At 65.9% G+C, this 26107-nt stretch carries 25 protein-coding genes; 12 read left to right on the top strand and 13 right to left on the bottom strand.

What is annotated here, in order from left to right; translation table 11 throughout:
• Positions 1-16 precede the first annotated feature (16 nt).
• Positions 17-952, bottom strand: coding sequence for an NAD(+) diphosphatase (nudC, locus tag MRBLSP13_RS06570; protein WP_363735709.1), 936 nt, complete (start codon positions 950-952; stop codon positions 17-19).
• Positions 939-2018, bottom strand: a complete 1080-nt coding sequence (locus MRBLSP13_RS06565; protein WP_363735710.1) for an A/G-specific adenine glycosylase — start codon at positions 2016-2018, stop codon at positions 939-941. The genes nudC and MRBLSP13_RS06565 overlap by 14 nt, the downstream gene beginning before the upstream one ends.
• A 26-nt stretch (positions 2019-2044) precedes the next feature.
• On the opposite strand from MRBLSP13_RS06565, the gene MRBLSP13_RS06560 reads away from it, so the two are divergent.
• From MRBLSP13_RS06560 to smc, 4 genes are all read left to right on the top strand, one after another.
• Complete coding sequence (locus tag MRBLSP13_RS06560; RefSeq protein ID WP_363735711.1) at positions 2045-2587, top strand: DUF721 domain-containing protein; 543 nt, start codon at positions 2045-2047, stop codon at positions 2585-2587.
• Positions 2588-2650: 63 nt separating this feature from the next.
• Positions 2651-3322 carry a thioredoxin domain-containing protein gene (locus MRBLSP13_RS06555; RefSeq protein ID WP_363735712.1) on the top strand — a complete coding sequence of 224 codons (672 nt, stop codon included), beginning with the start codon at positions 2651-2653 and terminating at the stop codon, positions 3320-3322.
• A gap of 46 nt (positions 3323-3368) precedes the next feature.
• Positions 3369-4103 (top strand): thioredoxin domain-containing protein, encoded by a 735-nt coding sequence (locus MRBLSP13_RS06550; RefSeq protein ID WP_363735713.1) that lies wholly within the window; start codon positions 3369-3371, stop codon positions 4101-4103.
• Positions 4104-4183: 80 nt separating this feature from the next.
• Positions 4184-7627: a chromosome segregation protein SMC gene (smc, locus tag MRBLSP13_RS06545; RefSeq protein ID WP_363735714.1), complete on the top strand. Its 3444-nt coding sequence runs from the start codon at positions 4184-4186 to the stop codon at positions 7625-7627.
• A gap of 115 nt (positions 7628-7742) precedes the next feature.
• Here smc and MRBLSP13_RS06540 read toward each other — a convergent pair whose 3' ends face one another.
• On the bottom strand, positions 7743-9200 hold the full coding sequence (locus MRBLSP13_RS06540; RefSeq protein ID WP_363753486.1) for a phospholipase D-like domain-containing protein: 1458 nt from the start codon (positions 9198-9200) through the stop codon (positions 7743-7745).
• A complete protein-coding gene (gene ubiA / locus MRBLSP13_RS06535) occupies positions 9197-10102 on the bottom strand; it encodes a 4-hydroxybenzoate octaprenyltransferase (RefSeq protein ID WP_363753483.1) in 906 nt (301 codons plus the stop codon). Before ubiA ends, MRBLSP13_RS06540 begins: the two co-directional genes overlap by 4 nt.
• 105 nt (positions 10103-10207) lie before the next feature.
• Between ubiA and MRBLSP13_RS06530 the strand changes: the two genes are divergently transcribed.
• Together MRBLSP13_RS06530 and MRBLSP13_RS06525 are read left to right on the top strand one after the other, a co-directional pair.
• On the top strand, positions 10208-10954 hold the full coding sequence (locus MRBLSP13_RS06530) for a 16S rRNA (uracil(1498)-N(3))-methyltransferase (protein WP_363753481.1): 747 nt from the start codon (positions 10208-10210) through the stop codon (positions 10952-10954).
• 172 nt (positions 10955-11126) lie between these two features.
• Entirely contained in the window at positions 11127-12500 is a 1374-nt protein-coding gene (locus tag MRBLSP13_RS06525; protein WP_363735718.1) for a glutamate--cysteine ligase, read from the top strand.
• An 85-nt stretch (positions 12501-12585) separates the two neighbouring features.
• Here the strand turns inward: MRBLSP13_RS06525 and MRBLSP13_RS06520 are convergent, their stop codons facing one another.
• The 3 genes from MRBLSP13_RS06520 to MRBLSP13_RS06510 all read right to left on the bottom strand — a co-directional run bounded on the left by MRBLSP13_RS06520 (position 12586) and on the right by MRBLSP13_RS06510 (position 15253).
• The gene (locus MRBLSP13_RS06520) at positions 12586-13881 is read right to left on the bottom strand and encodes a methyltransferase family protein (RefSeq protein ID WP_363753478.1); all 1296 of its coding nucleotides are present in this window, start codon (positions 13879-13881) and stop codon (positions 12586-12588) included.
• Between the two features lie 73 nt (positions 13882-13954).
• Positions 13955-14581 (bottom strand): DUF1345 domain-containing protein, encoded by a 627-nt coding sequence (locus MRBLSP13_RS06515; RefSeq protein ID WP_363735719.1) that lies wholly within the window; start codon positions 14579-14581, stop codon positions 13955-13957.
• A gap of 96 nt (positions 14582-14677) precedes the next feature.
• Positions 14678-15253 carry a peptidase S14 gene (locus tag MRBLSP13_RS06510; protein ID WP_133653063.1) on the bottom strand — a complete coding sequence of 192 codons (576 nt, stop codon included), beginning with the start codon at positions 15251-15253 and terminating at the stop codon, positions 14678-14680.
• Positions 15254-15392: 139 nt separating this feature from the next.
• On the opposite strand from MRBLSP13_RS06510, the gene ruvA reads away from it, so the two are divergent.
• The 3 genes from ruvA (at position 15393) to MRBLSP13_RS06495 (ending at position 19141) form a co-directional block, all read left to right on the top strand.
• Positions 15393-16001, top strand: coding sequence for a Holliday junction branch migration protein RuvA (ruvA, locus tag MRBLSP13_RS06505; protein ID WP_363735720.1), 609 nt, complete (start codon positions 15393-15395; stop codon positions 15999-16001).
• A complete protein-coding gene (ruvB, locus tag MRBLSP13_RS06500; protein WP_133653065.1) occupies positions 15998-17017 on the top strand; it encodes a Holliday junction branch migration DNA helicase RuvB in 1020 nt (339 codons plus the stop codon). The genes ruvA and ruvB overlap by 4 nt, the downstream gene beginning before the upstream one ends.
• 255 nt (positions 17018-17272) lie before the next feature.
• On the top strand, positions 17273-19141 hold the full coding sequence (locus MRBLSP13_RS06495; RefSeq protein ID WP_363753475.1) for a PhoX family protein: 1869 nt from the start codon (positions 17273-17275) through the stop codon (positions 19139-19141).
• 234 nt (positions 19142-19375) lie between these two features.
• Here MRBLSP13_RS06495 and rpmG read toward each other — a convergent pair whose 3' ends face one another.
• Positions 19376-19543 carry a 50S ribosomal protein L33 gene (rpmG, locus tag MRBLSP13_RS06490; protein ID WP_007687342.1) on the bottom strand — a complete coding sequence of 56 codons (168 nt, stop codon included), beginning with the start codon at positions 19541-19543 and terminating at the stop codon, positions 19376-19378.
• A 219-nt stretch (positions 19544-19762) separates the two neighbouring features.
• On the opposite strand from rpmG, the gene MRBLSP13_RS06485 reads away from it, so the two are divergent.
• The 3 genes from MRBLSP13_RS06485 (at position 19763) to MRBLSP13_RS06475 (ending at position 21280) form a co-directional block, all read left to right on the top strand.
• Complete coding sequence (locus MRBLSP13_RS06485; RefSeq protein ID WP_133653067.1) at positions 19763-20095, top strand: hypothetical protein; 333 nt, start codon at positions 19763-19765, stop codon at positions 20093-20095.
• Positions 20096-20103: 8 nt separating this feature from the next.
• Positions 20104-20670, top strand: coding sequence for a TMEM165/GDT1 family protein (locus MRBLSP13_RS06480; RefSeq protein WP_363753472.1), 567 nt, complete (start codon positions 20104-20106; stop codon positions 20668-20670).
• A gap of 118 nt (positions 20671-20788) precedes the next feature.
• Positions 20789-21280, top strand: coding sequence for a Dps family protein (locus MRBLSP13_RS06475; protein ID WP_133653069.1), 492 nt, complete (start codon positions 20789-20791; stop codon positions 21278-21280).
• A gap of 46 nt (positions 21281-21326) precedes the next feature.
• Here the strand turns inward: MRBLSP13_RS06475 and MRBLSP13_RS06470 are convergent, their stop codons facing one another.
• The 5 genes from MRBLSP13_RS06470 to MRBLSP13_RS06450 form a co-directional block, all read right to left on the bottom strand.
• On the bottom strand, positions 21327-21797 hold the full coding sequence (locus MRBLSP13_RS06470) for a GreA/GreB family elongation factor (RefSeq protein ID WP_363753468.1): 471 nt from the start codon (positions 21795-21797) through the stop codon (positions 21327-21329).
• 115 nt (positions 21798-21912) lie between these two features.
• Positions 21913-23736 (bottom strand): cobaltochelatase subunit CobT, encoded by a 1824-nt coding sequence (cobT, locus tag MRBLSP13_RS06465; protein ID WP_363753466.1) that lies wholly within the window; start codon positions 23734-23736, stop codon positions 21913-21915.
• A gap of 103 nt (positions 23737-23839) precedes the next feature.
• On the bottom strand, positions 23840-24262 hold the full coding sequence (locus MRBLSP13_RS06460) for an OsmC family protein (protein WP_133653072.1): 423 nt from the start codon (positions 24260-24262) through the stop codon (positions 23840-23842).
• Positions 24263-24283: 21 nt separating this feature from the next.
• A complete protein-coding gene (gene cobS / locus MRBLSP13_RS06455) occupies positions 24284-25291 on the bottom strand; it encodes a cobaltochelatase subunit CobS (protein WP_133653073.1) in 1008 nt (335 codons plus the stop codon).
• 170 nt (positions 25292-25461) lie between these two features.
• On the bottom strand, positions 25462-26079 hold the full coding sequence (locus MRBLSP13_RS06450) for a J domain-containing protein (RefSeq protein WP_363753464.1): 618 nt from the start codon (positions 26077-26079) through the stop codon (positions 25462-25464).
• Between the last annotated feature and the right edge of the window lie 28 nt (positions 26080-26107).

The raw sequence follows: 26107 nt of genomic DNA, 5'->3' as shown, positions 1-26107 counted from the left end.
GGGCGAAGGGGCGGCCTTACGCGCTTGGGCCACGGTCGGCAACCTGCCCTTCCGATCCCCTCTCATCCAGCCAATGGCGCAACAGATGCCAGGCAATGGCCATCGGCGGCGGGGCGAGAAAGGGCGCACCGTCCTCCCCGGCCATTGCGGCGCGGACGCCCACCTCGTCGCACCAGAAGGCGTGTTCGATCTCATTTTCGTCGATCTTCAGAGCGTCGTCATCGGCCTGCGCCATGCAGGCGACCATCAGGGAAGAGGGGAAGGGCCAGGGCTGGCTGGCGACATAGCGCACGGAGCGGGTGACCACGCCCGCTTCCTCCCGGATTTCGCGAACCACGGCTTCCTCCAGCGTCTCGCCCGGCTCCACGAAGCCGGCCAGTGCGGAATAGCGCCCCGCAGGCCAGCCATGCTGCCGTCCGAGCAGCACGCGCCCGCGATGTTCGGCCAGCATGATGACCACCGGATCGACGCGGGGGAAATGTTCCGCCCGGCAGGATTCGCATTGCCGTGCCCAGCCCGCCTTGGCAGGTGCCGTGCGCTGTCCGCAGACCGAGCAGAAACGATGCCGCGCATGCCAGGCCAGCAGGCTGCGCGCGGCACCGTAGAGGGCGACCTCATGCCCCGGCACCTCATCCGCCAAGGCCCGGCTGCGCGGCGTGGCGAACAGGGTGTCCGGCGCATCTGCCAGCAGTTCGGCGAAGATCGGCTGTTGCCACTCATCCACGCCGAGCAGCGCATGATGTTCGATCAGGCCGTCGGTGGGCAGCGGTTCCATCACCAGATGGCCATCCACCACCACCGGTTCCAATCCGTCCAGCACGACGCGGCGCGCCTGCGCAGATGCAAAGGCTTCCGCCAGCAGGACAGGGTTGCTGCGGACATGGTCGACCCGGTCCAGTCGTCCGCCGCCAAAGGCGATGAGCCGCGATCCGGGGGCGTCAGAGCCGTGCATCTTTCCCTTTCTCCTTCATCGCCGTCTGGGCCGCCTGGGCCGCGCGGGCGAACAGCGTCGGCAGGCCCGCCTTCGCGATCCGGGCCACTGGCCACCATTCGCCCTCTCCGGGCGGCGTCACATCCTGCCCCACATGGGCATGATGCACCGTCAATGCGAGGGAGAAATGCGTAAAAACATGAGCGACTGGTTCCGCCACCTGGCGCCAGGCACCGGCGACCGGCGGCGTCGGATCGGGCGCGTCGTTCCATTCGGAGGAGGGCAGCGCGCGCATGCCGCCCAGCATCCCCTTTTCGGGCCGCCGCACCAGCCAGACATGCCCGTCGGGCCGTTCGATCCACCAGCCATGACCGCGGCGGTGCGGCTTGGCCTTCTTCGCCGCCTTGACCGGGAAAGCGGCAGGGTCTGCGGTACGGAAAGCCGCGCAATCCGCCCGCAACGGGCAAATGCCGCAGGCGGGATTGCGCGCCGTGCAGATAGTCGCGCCCAGATCCATCATCGCCTGCGCGAAATCCCCGGCGCGCAGGTCCGGCGTGATCGCGTCGGTCGCCGCGCGAATCCCGGGGCGTGCCGCCGGCAAAGGCGTCGATATGGCGAAGAGGCGCGAAACCACGCGTTCGACATTGGCGTCGACCACCACGGCCCGCCGCCCGAAGGCGATGGCGGCCACCGCCGCCGCCGTATAGGCGCCGACGCCCGGCAGGGCGCGGAGCCCCTCCTCCGTGTCGGGAAACACGCCGTCATGTTCGTCCGCGACCGCCCGTGCGCAGGCCAGCAGGTTGCGGGCGCGGGCATAATAGCCCAGCCCTGCCCAGGCGGCCATGACCTCGGCATCCTGTTCCGCCGCCAGCGCCGCGACATCGGGCCAGCGTTCGGTGAACCTGGCGAAATAGGGCGCGACCGCCGCGACAGTGGTCTGCTGCAACATCACCTCCGACAGCCAGACCCGATAGGGATTGGCGGCATTGGCCCCCGGCGGCGCGCGCCAGGGCAGGCGCCGCGCATGGACGTCATAATGGGCGAGCAGATCGGATGCTATTTTCTGGATGTTGCCCTCGACGCGCATGGCGCCCCTATGCCATTAAGAGAGCCATGACGGAACGCCCCCCGACACCCAAAATGAAAAGCCGCAAGTCGGATGCGGAAGACCGGCCGCGCGTCGGCGCGCCCCGCCGGATCGCCGACCTGATGCCCGCCATCGGCGCCGCCGCCTTCCGCAAGTTCGGCTTCGTGCAATCGAGCATCGTCACCCGCTGGGCGGAGATCGTGGGCCCGCATTATGCGACGATCAGCGAACCCGAATCGATCCGCTTTCCGGCGGGCAAGAAGGCGGGCGGCACATTGCAGCTCACCGTCATGAGCGGCCATGCGCCCATGATCCAGCATGTGCTGCCCGACATCATGGAGCGGGTGAACCGCTTCTTCGGCTATGCCGCCGTCGCCAAGATCGCGATGAAGCAAGGCATGGTCCAGCCCAGGGAACCGGAACGCCGCCCCCCGCCAGCCAATCTCAAGCCCATTCCGGTCGAGCTGGGGGATTCCCTGCGCGACATTGGCGACCCCGAATTGCGCGCCGTGCTGGAATCCCTGGCGCAGGGGCTTGCCAACAGCAGCGGTTTGCCCAAGATCAGTTGATCGGAAAATTACTCCATCACCACCTTCAGCCGCGACAGGGGCGGCGCATCACTGGACCATCGCATGATGAAATTCCGCCTGGCCTTCCTCGCCCTGCTCGCCATCCCGGCAAGCGCATCTCTGTCCGCATGGGCCGCTCCCGCCGCCAACTGGCTGACCCGGATAGCCTTGTCCCCCATGGGTGGCCATGTGCTCGGCAATCCTGCCGCGCCGACCAAGCTGGTCGAATATGTGAGCTACACCTGCTCCCACTGCGCGCATTTCGTGGGCGAAGCCAGCGAACCGCTGCGCGCCAATTATGTGAAGGGCGGCACACTCAGCGTCGAGGTGCGCAATGCGGTGCGCGACAAATATGACCTGGCCGCCGCGCTGCTTGCCCGCTGCGGCGGGCCGAAGCAATTTTTCGGCAATCATGAGGCGCTGTTCGCCAATCAGGAAGCCTGGATGGAGAAGATCCAGTCCTATGAGACGGACGCCGCCAAGCCGACGGATCAGAAGGCGGCCCTGCGCGACATCGGGCAGAAGACCGGCCTCTACGCGCTGATGGGCAAGCGCGGATTCAAGCCCGCGCAGCTTGACGCATGCATCAACGATCCCGCGTCGATGAAGCAGGTGCTCGCCATGACCGACGAAGCCTGGAACAAGCTGCAGATCGGCGGGACGCCCGCGTTCACGCTGAACGGCACGCTGGTCCATGGATCGGACTGGACGCGGTTGCAGGCTGCATTGCCCTGATCTAAACCACTGCACGACAACGCCCGACAACGGAGCCAAGAACAACGTGAAAGCCCTTTCCGGACTTGCCCTGATCGCCCTTAGCCTCACCGTCGCCGCCTGCGGCAAGAAGGATGAGGGCAGCGTCACCTCCGCCGAACCGATCGCCGCGGTCGCCGCGCCTGCCGGCACGAAATGGTCGGAAACCATCGCCGCCAGCCCCGACGGCTATTTCGTCATGGGCAATCCCAATGCGAAGGTGAAGCTGGTCGAATATGGTTCCTACACCTGCTCGCACTGCCGCGACTTCGCCGCCGAATCGTCCGAGGAGATCAGGCAGATCGTCGACAGCGGGAAGATGAGCTTCGAATTCCGCAATTATGTGCGCGACCCGATCGACATTTCGACGGCGCTGCTGGCCCGTTGCGGTGGCAAGGACATTTTCTATCCGCTCTCCGAACAGTTTTTCGCCAATCAGAGCGCGATGTTCGAAAAGGCGCAGGCGCTGGGCGATGAAAAATACAAGGCGCTGATGAGCGCGCCCCCGGCGCAGCGCTTCGGCCAACTGGCCTCCGCCGTCGGCCTGGTCGATTTCGCCAAGCAGCGCGGCATATCCGAAGATCAGGCGAAGCAGTGCCTGGCCGACACGGCTGCGGCCGAAAAACTGGCCAAGACGGTCGAGACCGCCAATCAGCAATATAAGATCGAAGGCACGCCGACCTTCATCCTGAACGGCGTGATGGTGGAAAATACCGCCGCCTGGCCGGCGCTGCGCACGAAGCTCAAGGAAGCGGGGATCTGATTGGACCAGGGGGGGCTGACATCGTCGGGCCGGCTTTCCGCCGATGGCGGCGCCGCCCGGCCCTGCCCTGACGTCGCGCAATGCAGATAAAGCGCCTCAAGCTCTCCGGCTTCAAGAGCTTCGTCGATCCGACCGAATTGCGCATCGAACCGGGCCTGACCGGCATTGTCGGGCCCAATGGCTGCGGCAAGTCCAACCTGCTGGAGGCGATCCGCTGGGTCATGGGCGAATCCAGCGCCAAGTCGATGCGCGGCGGCGGCATGGAGGATGTGATCTTCGCGGGCACCTCCACCCGTCCGCAGCGTGATTTCGCGGAAGTCTCGCTGCTCACCGTCCAGGAACAGGGCGAACTGTTCAACGCGGTGGAAGTGGCCGCCGACGGCGAACTGGAAGTGACCCGCCGGATCGAGCGGGGCGCCGGCAGTGCTTACCGCGCCAATGGCCGCGACGTCCGGGCCAAGGACGTGTCGCTGATCTTCGCGGATGCCGCCACGGGTCCGCACAGTCCCGCGCTGGTCAGCCAGGGCCGCATCGCCGCCGTCATCGCGGCCCGCCCCCAGGAGCGCCGCGCCATGCTGGAGGAAGCGGCGGGCATTTCCGGCCTGCACGTCCGCCGCAAGGATGCGGAGCAGAAGCTGCGGGCCGCCGAAGCCAATCTGATGCGGCTGGACGAAATCCTTTCCGACATGGACGCCCGCGCCAGCAGCCTGCGACGCCAGGCGAAGGCGGCGGAGCGCTATATCCGCCTCTCCGAACAGATCCGCATCGCCGAGGGACGCACGATCTTCGCCCGCTGGCGCGAGGCCGCCGCCAGCGCAGACGCCGCCCGTGCCGAGGCCAAACAGGCCGAAAGCGCCGTCGCCGCCGCGCAGGAGGCGCAGCAGGCCGCCGCCGTCCACGCCCATGCTGCCGTGGAGGCGCTTGCGCAGAAACGCGCCGCCGCCCAGGTCGCGCGCGATGCGGCGAGCGAAGCGGGACACAGGCTCGCCGCCCTGCGCACCGAACGGGACGGCGTGGTACGGCGTCTCCATGACCTTGCCCAGCAGGCCGCCCGGCTGGAGGAGGACCGCGAACGCGAAGGCACGCTCGCCAATGACGCGGCGGAGGCGATTGCCCGCCTCACCGATGAACTGGCGGCGCTCAAGGCGCGCATCACCGAGACCGAGGCGATGCGCCCCGATTTCGCCGGACGGATCGCCCGTGCCGAGGACGCCGCCCGCGACGCCGAACTCGATCTGGCCAAGGCCATGGCGAAGCAGGCGGGCGAGCAGGCCGAACTGCGCGTGGCTGACGCTGCGCTTGCCGCTGCGCGCGCCCGCCTGGACCGGGCGTCCCGTGAAACGCAACGCCTTGAATCGGAAGTCGCGGCCTTGCCCGACGCCGCGCCGCTGGAAGAAAAGCGGGCCGAAGCGATCGCCGCTCAGCAGCAGGCCAGCGCCGACCGCGATGCCGCCGAAGCCGCAATCCGCTCCGCCGAAGCCGACCGCGCCGAAGCAGCGGAGGCGCGTGCCGGCGCCGAGGCCGCCTTGTCCTCCGCCCGCGCGGCCCTCGCCGCGCTCGACAGCGAAGCCGCCGCGCTCCAGCGAGCCGTGGACAGCGGCACCGGCAGCCGCAGCCGCGCGCTGGATCGGCTCAAGGCCGCCCCCGGCTATGAACGCGCGCTCGCCGCTGCGCTGGGCGACGATCTGGAAGCGCCCATCGCTGCTGAGGGCAAACGCCGTTGGGCAGGCGCGACGCCGCTCGACAGCGATCCAGGCCTGCCCGCGGGGTGCACGGCGCTCTCCGCCCATGTCACGGCGCCGGCCGAACTGGAGCGCCGTCTCGCCCAGGTCGCGGTCGCGGACAGCGACGAAGGCCAGGCGCTCGCGGTTGGCCAGCGCCTCGTCACCAGGGATGGTCAGCTTCGCCGCTGGGACGGCTATGTCGCCGTGGAAGGCGGAGCCGCCGCCGCCGAACGGCTGATCCGCCTCAACCGTCTCGAAGCCATTGCCGCCGCCCGGCCCGCCGTCGAAGCCGATGTCGATGCTGCCCGCGCGGCGCAGGATGGAGCATTGGCGCGTGAAGGCGAGGCTGGCCGGACGCTGGCGTCCGGCCGTACCCAGCTTGCGAATGCGGATCAGCGCCTGCGTACCGCGCTGCGCGCCGCCGATGAGGCCGCCACCGCGCTCGAACGGCTGAGCGGCCGGCGCGAAGCGATGGAGGAGCGGTTGAACGAAGCCCGCGCCGACCTGCTCGGCGCGCAGGGCGAGCATGACAAGGCGCAGGCCAGCCGGGTCGCCATGCCCGATGGCGGGGAAACCCGCGCGCAGGTCGCCACGCTGCAACAGGCGAGCGAAAAGGCCCGGATCGCGGTCAGCCAGCTTCAGGCCGATCAGGCGCTGGCGGACCGCGCGCTGGCCAGCGACCGGGAGCGCATGGCCGCCGCCGATGCAGAGGCCAAGGGTTGGCGCGCCCGCGCCGGTGAAGCGGCCAAGCGCATCGCGGCGATGGTCGAACGCGGCGAGGCCATAGCGAAGGAACGCGCCGAAATCGCCGGCCAGCCTGACAGTCTGGCGGCGACCATCGCCGCACTCAGCGAACAGGGCGACACGCTGATGCAAGCGGCGGAGGCCGCGCGGCGCGAGGAAAGCGAAGCCGAAGCCGCGCTGCGCATGGCCGAACAGCGCGCGTCGCAGGCTGGCGAAACGCTCGCCAATGCCCGCGAAGCCCGCGCCACCGCCACCGCCCGCGCCGAGGCGGCGGATGAGAAGCGTGTCGAAACCAACCGCCTTTCCGGCGAGCGATTCGAATGCCCGCCGCCCGTCCTGCCCGAAAAACTGGGCTTCGCCAGCGCAGAGGTCCGCATCGCCCAGAGCGAACAGGGCGAGCATGACCGGCTCGTCACGGAGCGTGAGCGGATCGGCCCGGTCAACCTGGTCGCGGCGCAGGAACTGGAGGAACTGGAAGCCACCCAGGCCAGCAGCCGCGCCGAAAGCGAGGAACTGACCCAGGCGATCAACCGACTGCGCGGCTCGATCGGCAGCCTGAACCGGGAGGGGCGCCAGCGCCTGCTCGCCGCGTTCGAGGCGGTGGACGGCCATTTCCGCCGTCTTTTCACGACGCTGTTCAATGGGGGCCAGGCGCATCTGGAACTGATCGACAGCGACGATCCGCTTGAGGCAGGGCTGGAGATCATGGCCCAGCCGCCGGGCAAGAAGCTGGCCGCCCTGACCCTGCTCTCCGGCGGTGAACAGGCGTTGACGGCCGTCGCCCTGATCTTCGGATTGTTCCTGACCAACCCCGCGCCGATCTGCGTGCTGGACGAGGTCGACGCGCCGCTGGATGACGCCAATGTCGAGCGCTTCTGCGACCTGCTTGACGCGATGGTGGCGCAGACCGAAACGCGATACCTGATCGTCAGCCATAATGCGGTGACCATGGCCCGCATGCACCGGCTGTTCGGCGTGACCATGGTGGAACGCGGGGTGAGCCGCCTCGTGTCGGTGAACCTCGGCAGTGCGGAAGCGCTGCTCGCGGCGGAATGACTGTGTTTCGGGCCCGGAACGGATTTCGATCTGATTGAATCAGATCGCCGCTCTGGTTTCCTTGTTTTCCGCGATTTCTTAACCAGCGATCGGTTCCGATCGCTTGGAAATCGCTCTAATCCCGCTCCATCCACCCGCGCATCCGCCGGAACAATCCGCGCTCCGCCACGGGTTCCATCATCTCTCCCGGACCTTCCGGATCGAGTATCTCATTGTCCGCCAGCCATGCCTGCACGTCGTTCAGGTCAGGCGTCACATAGTGTCTCAGCGTTCGCCCCGGCTTGTCGCGCAGCTGCTCGACGGCGGCTACCAGCCCGCGCTCGGCGATCACCGCCGCCACACGCGCGATGGGCAGGTCGAGATGCTCGGCGATGAGATCGTCGCGAATCGCCCGTATCACATCCTCCCGCCCTGCATTGGCGGGCAGCGCGGCATCGATCGTCACGTCGCATTCGGTGTCCAGCCGCATGGACCGGTTGTTCATGTTGGACGATCCGACCCGCAGAACCCGGTCATCGACGATCAATATCTTGGCATGCACATAGATCGGCTCCCCCCGCGCGGTAAACGGATGGTAGAGCCGTAACCGGCCGTGGCGGTCCCGCGCCTTCAGCGCCTCGAACAGCCGGGCGCGGCCCGTGTCCATGGCCTGCTGTTCCAACCAGCCGTCGGCCTGTTCCGGATTGATGATGACGATCTGCGGCCCGTCCTCCTCGGCCAGCCGGGCTGCGATCGCCTCGGCAATGCGGCGGGAGGCGAAATATTGGCTCTCCGCATAGATATAGCGCTTCGCCGACGCGATCTGGTTCACATAAAGCCGCTCGATCTCGATCAGGGGCTCCTGATCCTCCATCTCCGGCGCGGAGCGGGATATGGCGACATCCACATCCTCGAACTGCACCGGCAATGCATCGGGCCAGCAATCCTGCTGACCCTCCACCGGCAGCAGTTCCTCCCCGCCTGCATCCTTCCACCGCGCCCGCGCATGCTGGCCCAGCGCCGCCGCGACGGGCCCCTGCAGGGCCGTCGTCGCATCGTGCCAGGGGCCATAGGGCGACCCGTCCGGATGCCGCCGCCCCGGTTCCTCATCGCGGTGATGCCGGGTGTCCCAGCGATCGCCGGTCATGTCGATGCCACCGCAAAAGGCAAAGCAATCGTCGATCACCACGATCTTCTGATGGTGGGACGCGGCGGTCGGATGATGGCTGTCCAGCTTCACCGTGATGCGTGAATTGGCCATCCAGCGGACGGTCGTGAACAGGTTGGACGGCCGCACCATGGACTTCATCGCGCCCACGTCCCAGCGCAGCAGGAAGATTTCCAGCTCCGGCGTCCGTTCCACCAGCCAGCTTATGAAATCCCCGATCACCGTTGGCGCGCCGTCGCCCGCCTCATCTTCGCGGATCAGCGTGATGGCGGCGTCAAAATCCCAGCCGATCAGCATGATCCGCTTCTTCGCCTTCATCATCGCGGCGCGGGCATGCCGGAAATAGGCGTCCGCATCGACGATCATGCTGGCCTTCAGCGCCCGCTCGATCCGCCAGCAATCCTCCCCCTCGCGCGGACCGTTCATGCGCTGCCCACCACCAGGCAGCCCAGGAACATCAGCAGTCCCGCAAAGCGATTGGAACGGAATTTGGCCAGCGGATCGATGCCATCCTCCTTCAGCGTCGCCACCTGCCAGCCCAGATGCACCGCCATGGGCAGCAACGCCGCCAGCGCCAGGCCCTGCGGCCTTGCCTGCCAGATGGCGCTGGCCCAAAGGCCCAGCGCCATCGCATAGCAGAACGCCACGCCGCCGCGCACATGCCTGCCCATGGACAGGGCGCTCGATCCGATGCCGATCAGCGCGTCATCCTCCCGATCCTGCAACGCATAGATGGTGTCATAGCCGACCACCCAGAAGATGCACCCTCCATAGAGCAGCAATCCCGTCAAATTGAGGCTTCCCGCCGCTTCGCTCCACCCGACCAGCGCCGCCCAGGAAAAGACCAGCCCCAGCCATATTTGCGGCCAGCCGGTGATCCGCTTCATGAACGGATAGGCTGCGACCAGCGCCAGCGAGCCCAGGGCCACGACCTGGGCGTAGAGATGGAGCTGGAGCAGCACCACCAGTCCGACCAGGCAGAGGGACAGCAACCATATCCATGCGGTCTTGAGGGATATCGCCCCGCTCGCCAGCGGGCGGGATGCCGTGCGCGCTACCTGCCGGTCGAGGTCGCGGTCGACAATGTCGTTGAACACGCACCCCGCCCCGCGCATGGCGATGCTGCCCAGCAGCAGCCAGAGGATCAGCGGCCACTGCGCCCGCGCACCCCCCGCCAGCGCAACGGCCCAGGCGCCAGGCCAGAACAGCAGCCACCAGCCGATCGGCCGATCAAATCGCGCCAGCAGGGCCAGGGCGCGGGGGATATTCGGCAAGCGCGCGACCAGCCCGCGCGCCTCGCTATCGGGAACTATCGTCTGTTGGGCCATGATAGGTTTTTGGGACTCCGTTCGGGCCGAGCTTGTCGAAACCCTCCACTTCCCTAAAGAGAAGCATGCCCCTTCGACAAGCTCAGGGCGAACGGAAGAGACAAAATGACCGCGACCCCCGCCTGGCCGCCGCAAAGCGCGCCGCGCCTCCACGTCGAAACGCAGCTGGGCGAGGGTGTGGCCGTGCCTGTCGACGGCAACCCGGCCCATTATCTGATCAGCGTCATGCGGGTGAAACCGGACGACATCGTCCTGCTGTTCGACGGCAGGTCGGGCGAATGGGCGGCCAGGGCGCGCGACATCCGCAAGCGCGACCTGGTGCTGGAGGTGGTCAGCCAGACCAGACCGCCGGAGGATGTCCCCGATTTCTGGCTCTGCTGCGCGCCGATCAGGAAGGGGCGCATCGACCTGGTCGCAGAAAAGGCCTGCGAACTGGGGGTGGCCCGCCTGCAGCCCGTGCTCACCCGGCGCGCCGTGGTGGACCGGCTCAATTTCGATCGCCTGCATGCCCATCTGGTCGAAGCGGCCGAACAATGCGGCCGCACGGCCCTTCCCGAACTTGAGCCTATGGTGAAGCTCGACGCGTTGTTGCGGGATTGGCCGGAGGACCGCTGGCTTTTCTTTGCCGATGAGACCGGCGGGGAGGCGCTGGCCGCCACGCTCAGGGCGCATCCGGGCGCCGCCGCTTTCCTGATCGGTCCTGAAGGCGGCTTCGACCCCGCCGAGCGCGAAGCGATCCGCGCCCATCCCCGATCGGTCGCCGTCTCGCTCGGCCCCCGCATCCTGCGCGCGGAAACCGCCGCCATCGCTGCGACCACGGCCTGGATGACGACGAACGGAGACTGGGTTTAGCTTCCTGGCGCGTCATGCTTCCGCGGCCTGCCGGCTGGCACCGCAGCATCTCGTGCCGAGCGCTCAAATATGGTTTTCTTCCGCAACCCGATTGAAGCCGCCATCAACGCAGCTTATCTGAGCGCCGAAGGTTGCGCCTTTGACGCAACCGGGGGAAAGATTAAGGCGGGGCATGAGCACCAGAACCGACTCAGGGGAAAATGATCCCATCATTGAAAGCCGCGAACAGTTGATCGCGGCCTTCGCCAAGGGCGCCAAGCCGAAGGATCGCTGGCGCATCGGCACCGAGCATGAGAAATTCGTCTATGCGAGGCGGGATTATCACGCCCCCAGCTACGACGAGCGGGGCGGCATTCACACGCTGCTGATCGGCCTTACCCGTTATGGCTGGAACCCGGTGTTCGAGGGGGAGAATATCATCGCCCTTTCCGGCGCCGACGGCACCATCAGCCTGGAACCGGCCGGCCAGCTCGAACTGTCGGGCGCGCCGCTGGAAAATCTCCACCAGACCTGCGCGGAAACCAGCCGGCATCTGGAACAGGTGAAATATGTGGGCGACATGTTGGGCCTGGGTTTCCTGGGCCTTGGCATGTGGCCGGACAAGAGCCGCGAAGAACTGCCCATCATGCCGAAGGGCCGCTACGACATCATGCTGCGTCACATGCCGCGCGTGGGCAGCATGGGCCTGGACATGATGCTGCGCACCTGCACCATCCAGACCAACCTCGACTATGGCAGCGAGGCGGACATGGTGAAGAAGTTCCGCGTCTCCCTTGCGCTGCAGCCGCTGGCGACGGCGCTCTTCGCCAATTCGCCTTTCACGGAAGGCAAGCCCAACGGCTTCCTGTCCTATCGCAGCCATATCTGGTCGGACACCGACCCCGGCCGCACGGGCATGTTGCCCTTCGTGTTCGAGGACGGCTTCGGTTATGAGCGCTATGCCGACTATGCGCTCGATGTGCCGATGTATTTCGTCTATCGCGACGGCCGCTATATCGACGCGGCGGGCCAGAGCTTCCGCGATTTCCTGAAGGGCGAACTGCCCGCCCTGCCTGGCGAAAAGCCGACGGAGAAGGACTGGGAGGATCATCTGTCCACCGCCTTCCCGGAAGTGCGGATGAAGAGCTTCCTGGAAATGCGCGGCGCGGATGGCGGGCCTTGGAACCGCATCTGCGCGCTGCCGGCGCTGTGGGTCGGGCTGCTCTATGACGAAGGCGCGCTGGACGCAGCCTGGGATCTGGTCAAGGGCTGGAGCATGGAGGAACGGCAGGTCCTGCGCGATTCCGTGCCCAAACTGGCCTTGGACGCGCCCATTGCGGGCAACCGCAAGCTGCGCGACATTGCCGCAGAAGCGCTGGACATCGCTCGCGCCGGCCTTTCCGCTCGCGCCCGGCTCAATGCGTCGGGCGACAATGAAAGCGGCTTCCTCGCCCCGCTGGACGAGATCGTGGCGTCGGGCCAGACCCACGCCGAACGGCTGCTCGCCCGCTATCATGGCGAGTGGAAGGGCGACCTCACCCGGATCTACGCTGAGGAAAGCTTCTGACGCTTCCTTCCTTCTCCCTGCGGGAGAAGGAAGGGCTGCCCCTCCGACAGGGCCGGTCAGCTATTGTGGATGAGGTGGTCGGCCCTCATTCGGCGGGCTGGGCCAGCCCCATGGGCTTGCGCCCCACGATCCACGCGAAAAGGCGTGGCACGGCGCCGTTGCGCTCCATCCAGTCGCTATAGGCGCGATATTCCGGATCGGCGCCCAGATGCGCCTCCTCGGTCTTCGCCCGCCAATAATAGACCGCATTGGTCACGCCCAGCAGGGCGCAATTGCGCACCACATCGGTCAGGCTGCCCGACAGGCTGAGGAAAGGCAGGGCGGAAAACCACCAGAAGAGGTTCTTCGCCAGATAGGCCGGATGGCGCGTCCAGCGATAGGGTCCGTGCGTCAGGATCCCGCGATGCGTCAGGTTGGAGAAGCGCAGTCCGAAGGCCACCGTCGCCCAGGCATAGATGGCGGTCAGCAGGACCAGCCACCCGCCCAACAGCCATTGCAGGGCCTCATGCCCGCGCGTCCAGACATCCCATTCGGCTCCGCCGGCGTGATAATCGAGCGGACCGCCATTGCCCATCAGCACGAAGGGCGGATAGCAGATCAGCGCCGCAACCCATCCCGCCAGCAGCGGATTGGCCGTCCGGATATGCGAATCCAGCGGCTTCATCGTCAGCATATAGCCCACCGTCGCCATGCAGACGTCGATCATGAACATGATGGCGATCAGGAAGCTCGCCAGGGCCACGGGATGGCTGAACGCATCCGCTGTCCGCCATTCGACCACGCTGGCGAAATTGCCCGGCACGATCGACAGCATGAAGGCGAGGAAAAAGCCCTTCACCGCCCAGGCGCGGGCATGATGGGCAACCTCCGCCCGGTCCGGCACGCCCGCGGCTCCGCCGATCACCCATTGGCCAAAGGCAAAGCTTGCGTCCCTCGGTTCGACCGTCCGCCGGTCCAGCCAGATCACATAGGGCACTGACGCCCCCAGCAGCCAGGGCGCCGCGCTCATCAGCAGGTTCATGGACATGCGATAATCGCCCGCCCAATACCAGCGCGCAATGCAATAGAATGATGCGATGACGAGCCAGGTCGCCCATAAACCGGCGATCTTGACGATGCTGACGTCCATCACCGCGCGCCAGGGCCGGGCGGGCGCGATCCAGTCGATCCCTGTCGATGCCCGGCGGTGGACCTTGTCGACCAGCAGCGACCACAGCACCATGGGAAGGCCGCATGCGACCACGGCGGCGAAGCCCGCATTCGGCCCATTCATCCCGTAATGGCGCGCCACCAATGTCCAGAGGCAGAGGCCGACCAGCCCGGCAATGCCCACGCCATGGCTGACGGCGGATTTCGGACAAGGATCGGCATTGTCGCTCATGCCGTGGCCCTAGCGAAAATAGGTAAACAACCCCCGAAGGTCGACCGGGCGAAGGGGGATTCGGCCGCCCCGATCAGCTCCCGCCCAGCACATTGATGGTGAACGCCAATATGCCCAGGTTGAAGAGGAAGGCGGCCAGGCAATGGAACAGCGCCGTTTGCCTTATGCTTCCGCTTTTCACGGCGACGTCGGAAGTCTGGAATGTCATTCCCAATGTGAAGGCGAAATAGAGGAAATCCCAGTAGCTTGGTTCCTGCGTGTCCGGAAAATCAAGTCCGCCGCTGTCCCGACCCTTTCCATCGCCCAGGTAGAAGATATGCGCATAATGCATCGCATAGACGAGGTTGGAGAAGAGCCAGGCCAGCGCCAGCGTCGCCAGCACCAGCGCAATCGCCCCCGCACTTGGCCCGCCATGCTGGCTGACCGCGACGCCGACGGCGACCAGGATCACCATCGACACGATTCCGGTCAGCAACAGCATCAATTGCCGGTTGACGTCATTGTCCGCCGCTTTGCGTCGCATCGCGTCGGGATCGGCGTCCAGCAGCGGCCAGACCGACAGGATGAAGGCCAGCGCCGCCAGGTCAAAGCCCGCCATCACCGCCTCATGCCAGGGCAGCAGGAGGCCAAAGGGCGCCATGCTGGCCAGCAGGGCCAGGAACATGCCATAACGCCACGGGAAAATCTGCGGTCGGCTCATGCCGTGCATCAAAGGCGTAATCCCCGTCGCGCACAAGATGCTTTTGATACCGCATTTTACGCGTTGCCGACCGCAAAGGGTCAAGTTGACAATGCGCTAGATCACGGCCGCCACCAAACCCAGCGCCTGGGCCTCATTCGCTTCGAGATACCAGTTTTCCGGCGCGCGCTTCAGCAGCTCTTCCATCGAAACCTGTGATCCCAGGATCAGGTTCGCGAAACCTTCATTCTGGATCGCGATCGACGCCTCGATCTCATGCAATGTCGCCTTGAGCGACGCGATGCAGGTCGACAGCGGCCCTTCCAGATGGATGTCCCGCGTGATGATGCGCTCGTGGATCATCACGCGTGTTCCCCGCGCGAGATAGCGATTTTCCGCCGCGAAGAAGCCCATGAAGGTGGCGCCCGCCGAATAGACCGCCGTCTTGCCCAGGAACACCAGCCGCCGGTCCGGATAGAGATCGGAATGGAAGCGGACATCCTCCCCCATCATCCGTGCAATCTCGGGATCGCCGCCCAGGGTGGCGATCTCCACCACGACCAATCCCTGTTGCGGCGCGGACGACAGGCAGTTGCGGAAATGCAGGTACATGCCATGATCGACATAGCCTGACAGCATGATCGCGGGATATTCGAAATCCTTGGGGCCCAGCAACGGTGCCTGTATCGACATTAAAAACGGCTCCTTCTTCTGCCCTCGCCGGCTGCTCTACGCGCAGGCCGGCAAATGGTGCCCTGTTCCCCTCGGTTTTTAGCTGGCGCCCCGCTGGAGACGTCCCTAAAGAACAGATCATGACCAAAGGGCGGGGCGCATGATCGCTAAACTGAAAGGACGGCTGGACAGCACGGGCCTGGACCATGCCATCATCGACGTGGGCGGGGTCGGCTATCTGGTTGGCGCCTCGTCCCGTACGCTCTCCGCGCTGGGGCCTGTGGGCGAAGCGGTGACGATCCATACCGAAATGCTGGTGTCGGACGATGCCATCCGCCTGGTCGGTTTCGCCCGAGCCGAGGAACGCGACTGGTTCCGCCTGCTGACCGGCGTGCAGGGCGTGGGATCCCGCGTGGCGCTGGCCATATTGTCGGCCCTGGAACCGGCGGAGCTGCACCGCGCAGTGGCCACGGGCGACAAGGCGATGGTTGCACGCGCCAATGGCGTCGGCCCCAAGCTTGCCCAGCGCATCGTCAATGAGTTGAAGGACAAGATCGGCGCCGTACCCGCACCAGCCGGCGCGGCCGGTGGCGGCTTTGCGGCCCTGCCCACCGGCGGCCACGGCGCCGACGCGATTTCGGCGTTGCAGAATCTGGGTTTCAAACCCGCCGAAGCCAGCAGCGCCGTCGCCGCTGCCGAGGAGGAATTGGGTGAGGACGCGTCGCTGGATGCGCTGGTCCGCCTGGCGCTCCGGAAAGCGGCGAAATGAGCGAGGACCGCCTGATCTCCTCCACGCGCCGTGTCGAGGATGCGGATGCCGCGCTGCGCCCCAAGTCCTTGGGTGAATTCATCGGGCAGCAGGCGGCACGGGAAAATCTGCGCATCTTCATCGAAGCCGCCAGGGGACGGGGCGAAGCGCTGGACCATGTGCTCTTCTTCGGTCCCCCCGGCCTTGGCAAGACGACGCTGGCGCAGATCGTCGCCCGCGAGATGGGTGTGGGTTTCCGCGCGACATCAGGCCCGGTCATCGCCAAGTCAGGCGATCTCGCCGCGCTGCTCACCAATCTGGATGAGGGCGACGTCCTCTTCGTCGATGAGATTCACCGGCTCAACCCCGCGGTCGAGGAAGTGCTCTACCCCGCGATGGAGGACCGGGCGCTCGACCTGATGATCGGCGAGGGGCCGTCCGCCCGATCGGTGCGGATCGACCTGCCGCCCTTCACCCTGGTCGGTGCGACCACGCGGCAGGGCCTGTTGACGACACCCCTGCGCGACCGCTTCGGCATTCCGGTGCGGCTGCAATTCTATACAGTGGACGAACTGGAGCTGGTGGTGCGCCGCGCCGCGCGGCTGCTGGACCTGGCCATAACCCCGGACGGTGCGGTGGAGATCGCCCGGCGCTCGCGGGGCACGCCGCGCATCGCGGGGCGACTGCTGCGGCGGGTGCGCGACTTCGCGAATGTGGCGGCGGCGGCGGCCGTGGACGCCAAGGTGGCCGACGCCGCGCTGACGCGGCTGGAGGTCGACTATCTCGGTCTCGACCTGATGGACCGCCGTTACCTGACCATGATCGCGGACATTTATCGCGGCGGCCCGGTGGGGGTCGAAACGCTGGCGGCCGGTCTTTCCGAAGCGCGCGACACGATCGAGGAAGTGATCGAACCCTATCTCATCCAGCTTGGCCTGATTGCCCGTACGGCGCGGGGTCGCTGCCTCAATGGTCCGGGCTGGAAGCATCTGGGCCTCAATCCCCCCTCCCATCTTCAGGATGGGCTGTTCGATTGAAATCGGCCGACGGCCGGACCGACCGGCCGCCGATCGCCAAATGATCCATACGCATATTCGCGGGAGGGCAGGCCATTCATCGCGGCGGCCCGTGGTCGGCTCCCCATCGATCGGCAATGTCACCGCCCGGTCATGCCGCTTTCACCGATCCGTCTCCTTTTTGCAGCCATGCCGTCATTTGCCTCTGTCATGCCCCGGTCGCCACCGGCGCGGCCTCCAGCCGACAGCCCGGATTATGCACAGGGGTATTCATCCATGTCTCATCTGACCGACGAGGCGCGCGCGGCCTTTCGCGATGCGCAGCCAAAGATCACCGCGGGCGAAGATAGCCTGGAATCGATCGTCGCCGCCAATCCGGCGCGCCGCACCGTGCTGAAGAACGGCCTGCTGGGCCTTTCCATGCTGCCGATGCTGGGCGCGCTGACGGCATGCGGCGACGACGAAGCCTCCGGCTCGCCCGCGCCCCTTCCCACGCCGACCCCGGCGCCCAGCTATGCCATCGCCTTCGCGTCGGTCGCGATCAACAGCAACGACACGGTCACCGTTCCTGCCGGCTACACTGTCGATGTGTTGCTGAAGGCGGGCGATTCGGTGGAGCCTGGCACCCCCTATGCCCCCGGCAGCATCCCCGGCAGCGCGAGCCAGACCAATTTGTGGGCGGGCGGCAATCATGACGGCATGGAGTTTTTCGACCTGTCGGGCGTCGATCCCAACAGCGGCGGCCTGCTGGCGATCAACCATGAACTGCCGGATTATAATATCCTCTTCGCCAGCGGCACCTATAACGCCGCCACCGCCACCGCGGACCAGAAGGCGCTCGCCCTGTCGGCCGTCGGCGTTTCGGTGGTGGAAATCGCCAAGGGCACGGACGGCAAGTTCGCCGTCAAGGCGGGATCGCGCTTCAACAAGCGCTATAGCGGCAACACCGATTATCGCGTTGGCGGACCGGCTGCGGGCCTGCTGTCCTCGACCATTCGCGGTACGCTCAACAACTGTTCCTCGGGCCGCACGCCCTGGGGCACCTATCTGACCTGCGAAGAGACGACCAATAATTATCTGGATCCCACGCAGCCCAGCAACAATTACGGCTGGGTCGTGGAGATCGATCCCTATCAGGAACTGGCCGCGCCGACCAAGCGCACCGCCATGGGCCGATTCTCCCATGAGAATACCGCCTATCTGAATGACGCCAACAATCGCGTCGCCTTCTATATGGGCGACGATTCGACGCCGGGCTGCATCTACAAGTTCGTGCCCGATCGCGCCTACAGCACCAGCAATCGCGCATCGAACGTCGACCTGCTCGATTACGGCACGCTCTATGTGGCGCGCTTCAATGCGGACGGCACGGGGGAGTGGCGGGCGCTGGTGCAGGGCCAGAACGGCCTGGTCGCCAACGCCACCGATCCCGGCAACGTCAGCCAGTCAACCACGCCGCCCACCCCCACCACCGTCAGCTTCAACAGCACGGCCGATGTGCTCATCAACGCCCAGTCGGCCGCCCGCGTCGCCGGCGGTACGCTGATGGACCGGCCGGAATGGATCACGGTCGCGCCGAATCATCAGGCGATCTTCGTCACGCTGACCAACAACAGCGGTCGCCGCGTCACCGACAATCCCAATCCGCGCGTGACCAACCTGCACGGCCACATCCTGAAGTTCCGCGAAAATGGCGATTCACCGCTCGCAACCGGCTTCACCTGGGAAATTTTCCTGCTGGCGGGCAATCCCAACCTTGCCGAAGCGAATCTGAAGGGGAACATCAACGGCGATTATTTCTCCAGTCCCGATGGCCTTCGCATCGATCCGCAGGGCCGCCTGTGGGTTCAGACCGACCACAACCTCACGGGCAACGCCGGTACGTTGAACGGCACGGCGGTGAACATGACGCAGGCCTTTGGCAACAATTCGATGTACCATGTCGACCAGACCAGCAAGGCGTCCAAGCGCTTCCTGGTCGGTCCCACGGGCTGCGAGATCACCGGCATCGCCTATACGCCGGACCTTCGGAACTTCTTCATCAATATCCAGCATCCCACGGGCAACTGGCCGGTGTCGGGGCAGCCGCCGCGTTCCTCGACGATCGTGGTGCGCCGTACGGACGGTCAGCCGGTCGGAAACTGAGCCTTGGCGCCGGCCCGGCCCTGTTCGCCGGCAAGGGACGGCTTCCTGCGCTCTGGCGCCAGAAAGTCGTCCTTGCCGACCCCTCCCGGCCCTGCGGAGGATGGCAAGCCGACCTCGCCTTGAGCACGGCTGGGAAACAAGGAAAGGCCCGTTCCCTTAGGAACGGGCCTCTTCGTTCGGGCTATATACGCCGCGAATCCGAATGGCGTCAGGCGGCGTCAGCCACCTGCGCGATCACTTGATCTTGGCTTCCTTGAACTCGACATGCTTGCGCACGACGGGGTCATATTTCCGGAAGCTCAGCTTCTCGGTCTTGGTGCGCGGATTCTTCTTGGTCACGTAGAAGAAGCCGGTGTCAGCCGAGCTGACGAGGCGAATCTTGACGGTTGCTGGCTTGGCCATGGCCTTAGTCCCTGGTCGTGAATATCGTGAAAAAGAAGAGCGGCCCCAAATCTCTTGCGAGCAAGGGACCGCCCCGTTTCAGCGGTGCCCCATGAGGCAGATTCGGATCGGTGTCAAGGCTCGTGGCCGAAATGCGGCGGCCATGCTACACTTTACGCGGCCTTAACCGGCTCGGGTCTATCGGTGGAGTCGGAGTTACAGGACGGGGGAGTCTTCTCCATGCGACATGATCCGATGCTGGCCATTCTTGCCGATCTGCTGCGGCGGGTGGACGCGCTCGCGGGCGAACGGGGGCATATCTCCTTGGCGCGCCTGCGGGACGAGATTGACCGGATACGCCATATTGCCCGCGCCTTCCACCTCGACAATGTCGAAGGCCTGGCCGGCACATTGCAGTCGGCGCTGTCGCTGCAGGGCGCGGGGCCTGTCGTCATGTCCTATCTCGACCTGATGCGCGACGCGATCGCGGCTGAAATGCCCGATGCGGAGGTGATAGCGATGCCTGTCGCCGCCAGGCCGGCGGCGGGGCCTGGCACGCGGCTGACCGTCTGACCGGCTGAATGGATGCATTGCTGATCGCGCTGCTCGGCTGTCTGTTGGCCGAAACCGGCGACAAGGGGCAGTTGCTGGCCCTGGCCCTGGCCGAACGGTTCCAGCGCGATGGAGCGGTGATCGCGGGGATCGTGGCGGCGGCTTTCGCCAATGCGGCGATCGGCGCGGCGGCGGGCGCCTTTATCGCGCCGATGCTGGGGACGGACGGGCGGTTGCTGTTCCTGGCGCTGGCTTTGATCTTCCTGGCGGTCGGGATGTTCTGGCCGACGAAGCGGCCTGACCCCCTGGCGAACTGGCGGTTTGGGCCCTTTCTCACCAGTGCGCTTGGTCTCTTCATCCTCGGCTTCGGGGACGGCGCGCAATTCCTGATCCTGGGAATCGCCGTGCGCACCGCCGATCCGGTGCTGGCCGCAACGGGCGGGGCGATCGGCATCATCGCCGCGACTGTTCCCGTCCTCCTGCTGCGCGGCGCGGCGTTCGACGCGCTGCCGCTTCGCGCCATTCGGCTTGGCGGCGCCGTGCTGCTGCTGCTCGCGGGGATGGCGGCGGCGGTGTCGGCTCTGCACCTCGCCTGATCGACGGAATGCATCAGACTGAACGGCTTTTTTGGCGGAGTTCCCTGTTTTGTCATGGCACCATATCGGGCACAGATCATTATATGTCCGAAACCAAGTCCCTTAGCAGGAGCCAAGCATGACAGCCCCCGATCTCAAGACTCCGACAGATTTGCGCAGCAACGCAACGAAAACGGTCGCGGAGGCGCTGAACGGCGTGCTCGCGGACAGCTATGCGCTGTATTTCAAGACCAAGAATTTCCACTGGCACGTGTCCGGTCCCCATTTCCGCGACTATCATCTGATGTTCGACGAGCAGGCGACGCAGATCCTGGCCACCACCGATCTGATCGCCGAACGCGTGCGCAAGACCGGGAACACGACGCTGCGTTCCATCGGCGACATTTCGCGTCACCAGTCCCTTGCCGACAATGACGCCGATTATGTCAGCCCCGGCGACATGCTGAACGAGTTGCGGGAGGACAATCTGAAGCTGGTGGAGGCCCTGCGCGCCGCCAAGGCCGCAGCCACGGAAGCGGGCGACAATGCGACGGAAGGCATTATCGACGATTGGACGGACGAGGCGGAGGAACGCGCCTGGTTCCTGTTCGAGGCCGGCCGCAACGCCTGATGGAACAAAGCCCTCCAGCCGCAACTGGAGGGCTTTTTCGTTGGGATCAATCCTCGATGATCGGCTCGATCGCCACGATGGTGAGCGCAGCGGCCCTTCCACCGAAATCCACGCTCTCGCCACCCTCCGCGTCCATCATCGCGCGGGCGAGCGGCGCGGAAAAGGCGATGCGCCCTTCGGCAGGATCCGCTTCATCATCGCCGACGATGCAGATCTGCCTTTCCTTGCCGTTCAAGCTGTAGGTCACGCGGCTGCCGAAGGCGACCGCCTCCCCGTCCGGGATCGGCCGCACCTCCGCGGTGGCAAGCCGGGTCCGCCAGTATCGCAACTCGCGCTTCAGTTTCTTGGCCTCGTCTTCGGCCATGCCATCCATTTCCACCGCCTCCAGCGCTTCCACCTTCTCCCGCGTCAGCCGCAGGCCGCGCGCAGTCACCCAATTGGGACCGGGCGGCAGCGGAAGTTCGAAAGTGGGCTCCAGATGCTCCTCGTCACTCTCGCGACGAAAGGCGACACTCATTGCACTCTCCTGTCAAAACGCCTGTCCGCGCCATGACGAGGTCGAAACCGGCGCTCTTCTTTTCAAGGGGAAGGTCCGGGTTGCGACAGCGCCAAAGCCCGGACAAGCAGGGCTTCTAATCGTCGAACAGCGCCGCGAGCTGTTCCACCATGGTGCCGCCAAGCTGTTCGGCATCCATGATGGTCACTGCGCGGCGATAATAGCGGGTCACGTCATGGCCGATGCCGATCGCCACGAGCTGAACGGGCGAGCGGTTCTCGATCCATTCGATCACCTGCCGCAAATGGCGTTCCAGATAGGTGCCGCTGTTCACCGACAGGGTGGAATCATCGACAGGCGCGCCGTCGGAGATCACCATCAATATGCGGCGTTCCTCGTTCCGCGCCAGCAGCCGGCCATGCGCCCAGAGCAGCGCCTCGCCGTCGATATTCTCCTTGAGCAACCCCTCCCGCATCATCAGGCCGAGATTCTTGCGCGCCCGGCGCCAGGGTTCGTCCGCCTTCTTGTAGATGATGTGGCGCAGGTCGTTCAAACGCCCCGGCATCGGGGGACGCCCGGCCGCCAGCCAGTCCTCCCGGCTCTGCCCGCCCTTCCAGGCGCGGGTGGTGAAGCCCAGTATCTCCGTCTTCACGCCGCAGCGTTCCAGCGTGCGCGCCATGATATCGGCGCTGATCGCCGCGATGGAAATCGGCCGGCCGCGCATGGACCCGGAATTGTCGATCAGCAGCATGACGACGGTATCGCGGAACTCGATATCCCGCTCGATCTTGTAGGACAGCGATCGTGTCGGATCGATCACGATCCGCGCCAGCCGCGCCGCGTCGAGCAGCCCCTCTTCCTGGTCGAAGTCCCAGCTCCGCGACTGCTGCGCCATCAGCCGCCGCTGCAGCCGATTGGCCAGTTTCGTCACCGCGCCCTGCAGGCTGACGAGCTGCTGGTCCAGGAAGCCGCGCAGGCGCAGCAATTCATCTTCGTCACACAGGTCGGTGGCGGTCACCACCTCGTCATGCAGCAGCGTATAAGCCTTGTAGTCGAAGCCCGGCGGGAGGTCGCCCATCGGCCGGTTCGGGCGAACAGGCATCATGCCGTCCTCGCCCATATCCTCCGCGCCATCCTCGCTGCCGGGATCGAACTGATCGCTATATTCGGTTTCGCCGTTCTGGCTTTCCCCGCCCTGATCCTCGGCGCGCGTCTCGGCAAAGGCGTCGCTATCGCCGGCCTCGTCCTCGCCGCTGTCGCTCTCGTCCTGTTGCTGCTCCTCGTCCTCGCCCTCGTCCGGCGTCTCGGAATCATCAGTCTCGGGCGGCATGTCTTCGTCGACAAGCGCGAGATGCTCCAGCATGGCGGTGGTCAGCTTCTGGAAGGCGCGCTGGTCGTCAATGGCCATGGCCAAAGCGTCGAGATCAGCGCCCGCCTTTTCCTCGATCCACTGGTCGATCATCGCCAGGCCCGCCTGCACGTCCCTGGGCGCGGCCTGCCCGGTCAGCCGCTCGCGGACCTTGAGCGCCAGCGCCGTCGACAGGGGTACTTCCTCGGACGAACGCGCCCGCCGGATCGGGTCGGATTTCAGGCGCAGGTCCAGCGCATGGTTCAGGTTCGCCCGAACCCCTTCCATCGCCCGCGAACCGATCGCCTCGACCCGCGCCTGCTCCACCGCATCATAGACGGCCCGCGCGGTCGCGTCGGCGGGCGCGGCCGCGTTGTGGATCCGGGCATTGTGATGCCGCAGCCGCAGCGCATTGGCGTCGGCAAAGCCCCGCGCCAGCGCCACCTGATCAGCGGGAAGGTTGCGTCCAGGCGTCGGCACCTTGATCGCCTTGCCCGCCATATGCGGTGTGTCGGCGGTGAAGCTGACCTCCACCTCCGCGTCGCGCGCAATCGATCGCGCTGCGCCGGACAGCACATCCTTGAAGGCGTCGAGAAGCGAACGGTCGGTCATGTGTCCAGCAGCATCCCGCCCGACGCAGGGTGAAGGCAACCGTTCAGGCAGCGACGCCCTTCATCCCGCGGGGCACGGAGCGCGTTCGTACAGGCGGCGGCGTTCATGGCCGCTCGCCCTCTCCGACATAGGGCACCGCGATGGTCTCGATCTCAGTCTCCACCTCGCTCATCAGCTTGTGCAAAGGGCATTTCGCGGCCACGGCGATCAGCCTGTCATGCTGGTCGGCGGTGAGCGGACCGGACAGGGCGATGCGCGTGGTCAGCCTGTAGACGCCCTCCCGTTCCCGGCTTGCGTCGCGCACCACGCCGACGTGGATGTCCTCCACCGGAATGCCGTTGCGTTGCGCATACCAGAGCATGGTCATCGCCTTGCAGGCGCCCAGCGCCGAATCATACAGGTCATGCGGGTCGGGTCCGGCGTCATGGCCGTCGGGCGCCGACATGTCCGCGATCAGCTCATGGCCGCGGATGCTGATCCGGTGGGCGGTGCCGCCCGATGGATCGATCCGTTCGACGACGATCATGGCTCGTTCCTCCCTGCGCGCTCAGGCCGCCCGGTGGGCGACGCTTTCGGGCAGGTCCTTGCCGAAGACGCGCTGATAATATTCGGCCACCAGCGGCCGCTCCGCCTCATCGCATTTGTTGAGGAAGGACAGGCGGAAGGCGAAGCCTATATTCTTGAAGATCAGGGCGTTCTGCGCCCAGCTTATCACGGTGCGCGGCGACATGACGGTCGAGATGTCGCCGTTGATGAAGCCCTGGCGGGTCAGCTCCGCCACCTTGATCATGTTCTCGACTTCCTTGCGGCCGCCCTCATGGTCATATTCGCCGGACTTGGCCAGCACCACCTGCGCCTCGGTCGCGGCGGGCAGGTAGTTGAGCGCCACGACCAGGTTCCAACGGTCCATCTGGCCCTGGTTGATCTGCTGCGTGCCGTGATAAAGGCCGGTCGTGTCGCCCAGACCCACGGTATTGGCGGTCGCGAAAAGGCGGAACCAGGGATTGGGCCGGATGACGCGATTCTGGTCGAGCAGCGTCATCTTGCCGTCGGTTTCCAGCACGCGCTGGATCACGAACATCACGTCCGGACGGCCGGCGTCATATTCGTCGAACACCAACGCGACCGGCCGTTGCAGGGCCCAGGGGAGCAGCCCTTCGCGAAATTCGGTGACCTGCTGCCCTTCCTTCAGGACGATGGCGTCGCGCCCGACCAGGTCGATGCGGCTGATATGCGCGTCCAGATTGATGCGGATGCACGGCCAGCGCAGCCGCGCCGCGACCTGCTCGATATGGCTGGACTTGCCGGTGCCGTGATAGCCCTGCACCATCACGCGACGGTTATAGGCAAAGCCCGCCAAGATCGCGAGCGTGGTATCCGGATCGAACACATAGGCGGGGTCGAGATCGGGCACCCGCTCATCGGCTTCCGAAAAGGCGGGTATCTTCATGTCGACATCGATGCCGAACACTTCGCGCGCATCCACTTCGCGGTCGGGCGATGCCAACAGCGTTTCGGCGCGGGTATCGGGTTGGACGTTCGGGATGTCGGTCATCTTCTAATCTCTTTGAACGGTCTGGTCGGCACTGCCCTAGCCATAGGGGACGGGCATGTCGATAGAGTGGGGCTTTAGCAGGCCGGGATCAAGCAGCCCATTCGGCCAAATTGGCCCCCTGCCCGACCAGCGCCGGCGGGGGGAGGGGACGATGGGCTGTGCGACGCGGCTCAGGCAAAGGCCTCCGCCTTGCGCAGGAGCTGATAGGCCTCGATCACCCCCTGCAGCGATGCCTCATGGCTGCGGTCGCCGCCATTATGATCGGGATGAAAGCGCCGCAGCAATTCGGTATAGCGCTGCCGCAGCGCCCTGCGGTCGGCATCGATGGGCAGCCCCATCACCTCCAGCGCCTTGCGGTCGTCCCGCGACAGGAACTTGCCGTCCTGCCGCATCTGGCTGTCGGCCCGGGCCTTCGCCACCCGCTCCCTGAACTTGGCGCCGATGGCGTCCAGCGGATCCTGGAAGTCCGACCATCGGGGCGGCGGGCTGGCAGCGTTGGAGGAAAAGGCCCGGGTTTCCCTTTCCCATCCCGCATAGGGGCGCTGGGCGGCGGCGATCTCCTCCGGGCTCATGCCGGTGAAGAAATTATAGCCCTGGTTGAATTCCCGCACATGGTCGAGGCACAGCCAGCGCCAGCGCGGGCCTTCTTGGTGCGACGGGCCTCCCTCCATGGGGGGCGCGCGAAATTCCCCCGGTTCATCGCAGCCGGGCGCCGCGCAGGGGCGGTCGCTTTCCACGCGGCCGTGGAAACGGTTGAAACGTCGGGTCGAGAAGGAATCGCCAGCCAAGATTGTCCTGATGCAACGGGGAGCAAAG

This window comes from Sphingobium sp. LSP13-1-1.1 (genome assembly GCF_040676415.1).
In the GTDB taxonomy this organism is placed as follows: domain Bacteria; phylum Pseudomonadota; class Alphaproteobacteria; order Sphingomonadales; family Sphingomonadaceae; genus Sphingobium.
This window is presented reverse-complemented; position numbering and strand designations above follow the sequence as displayed.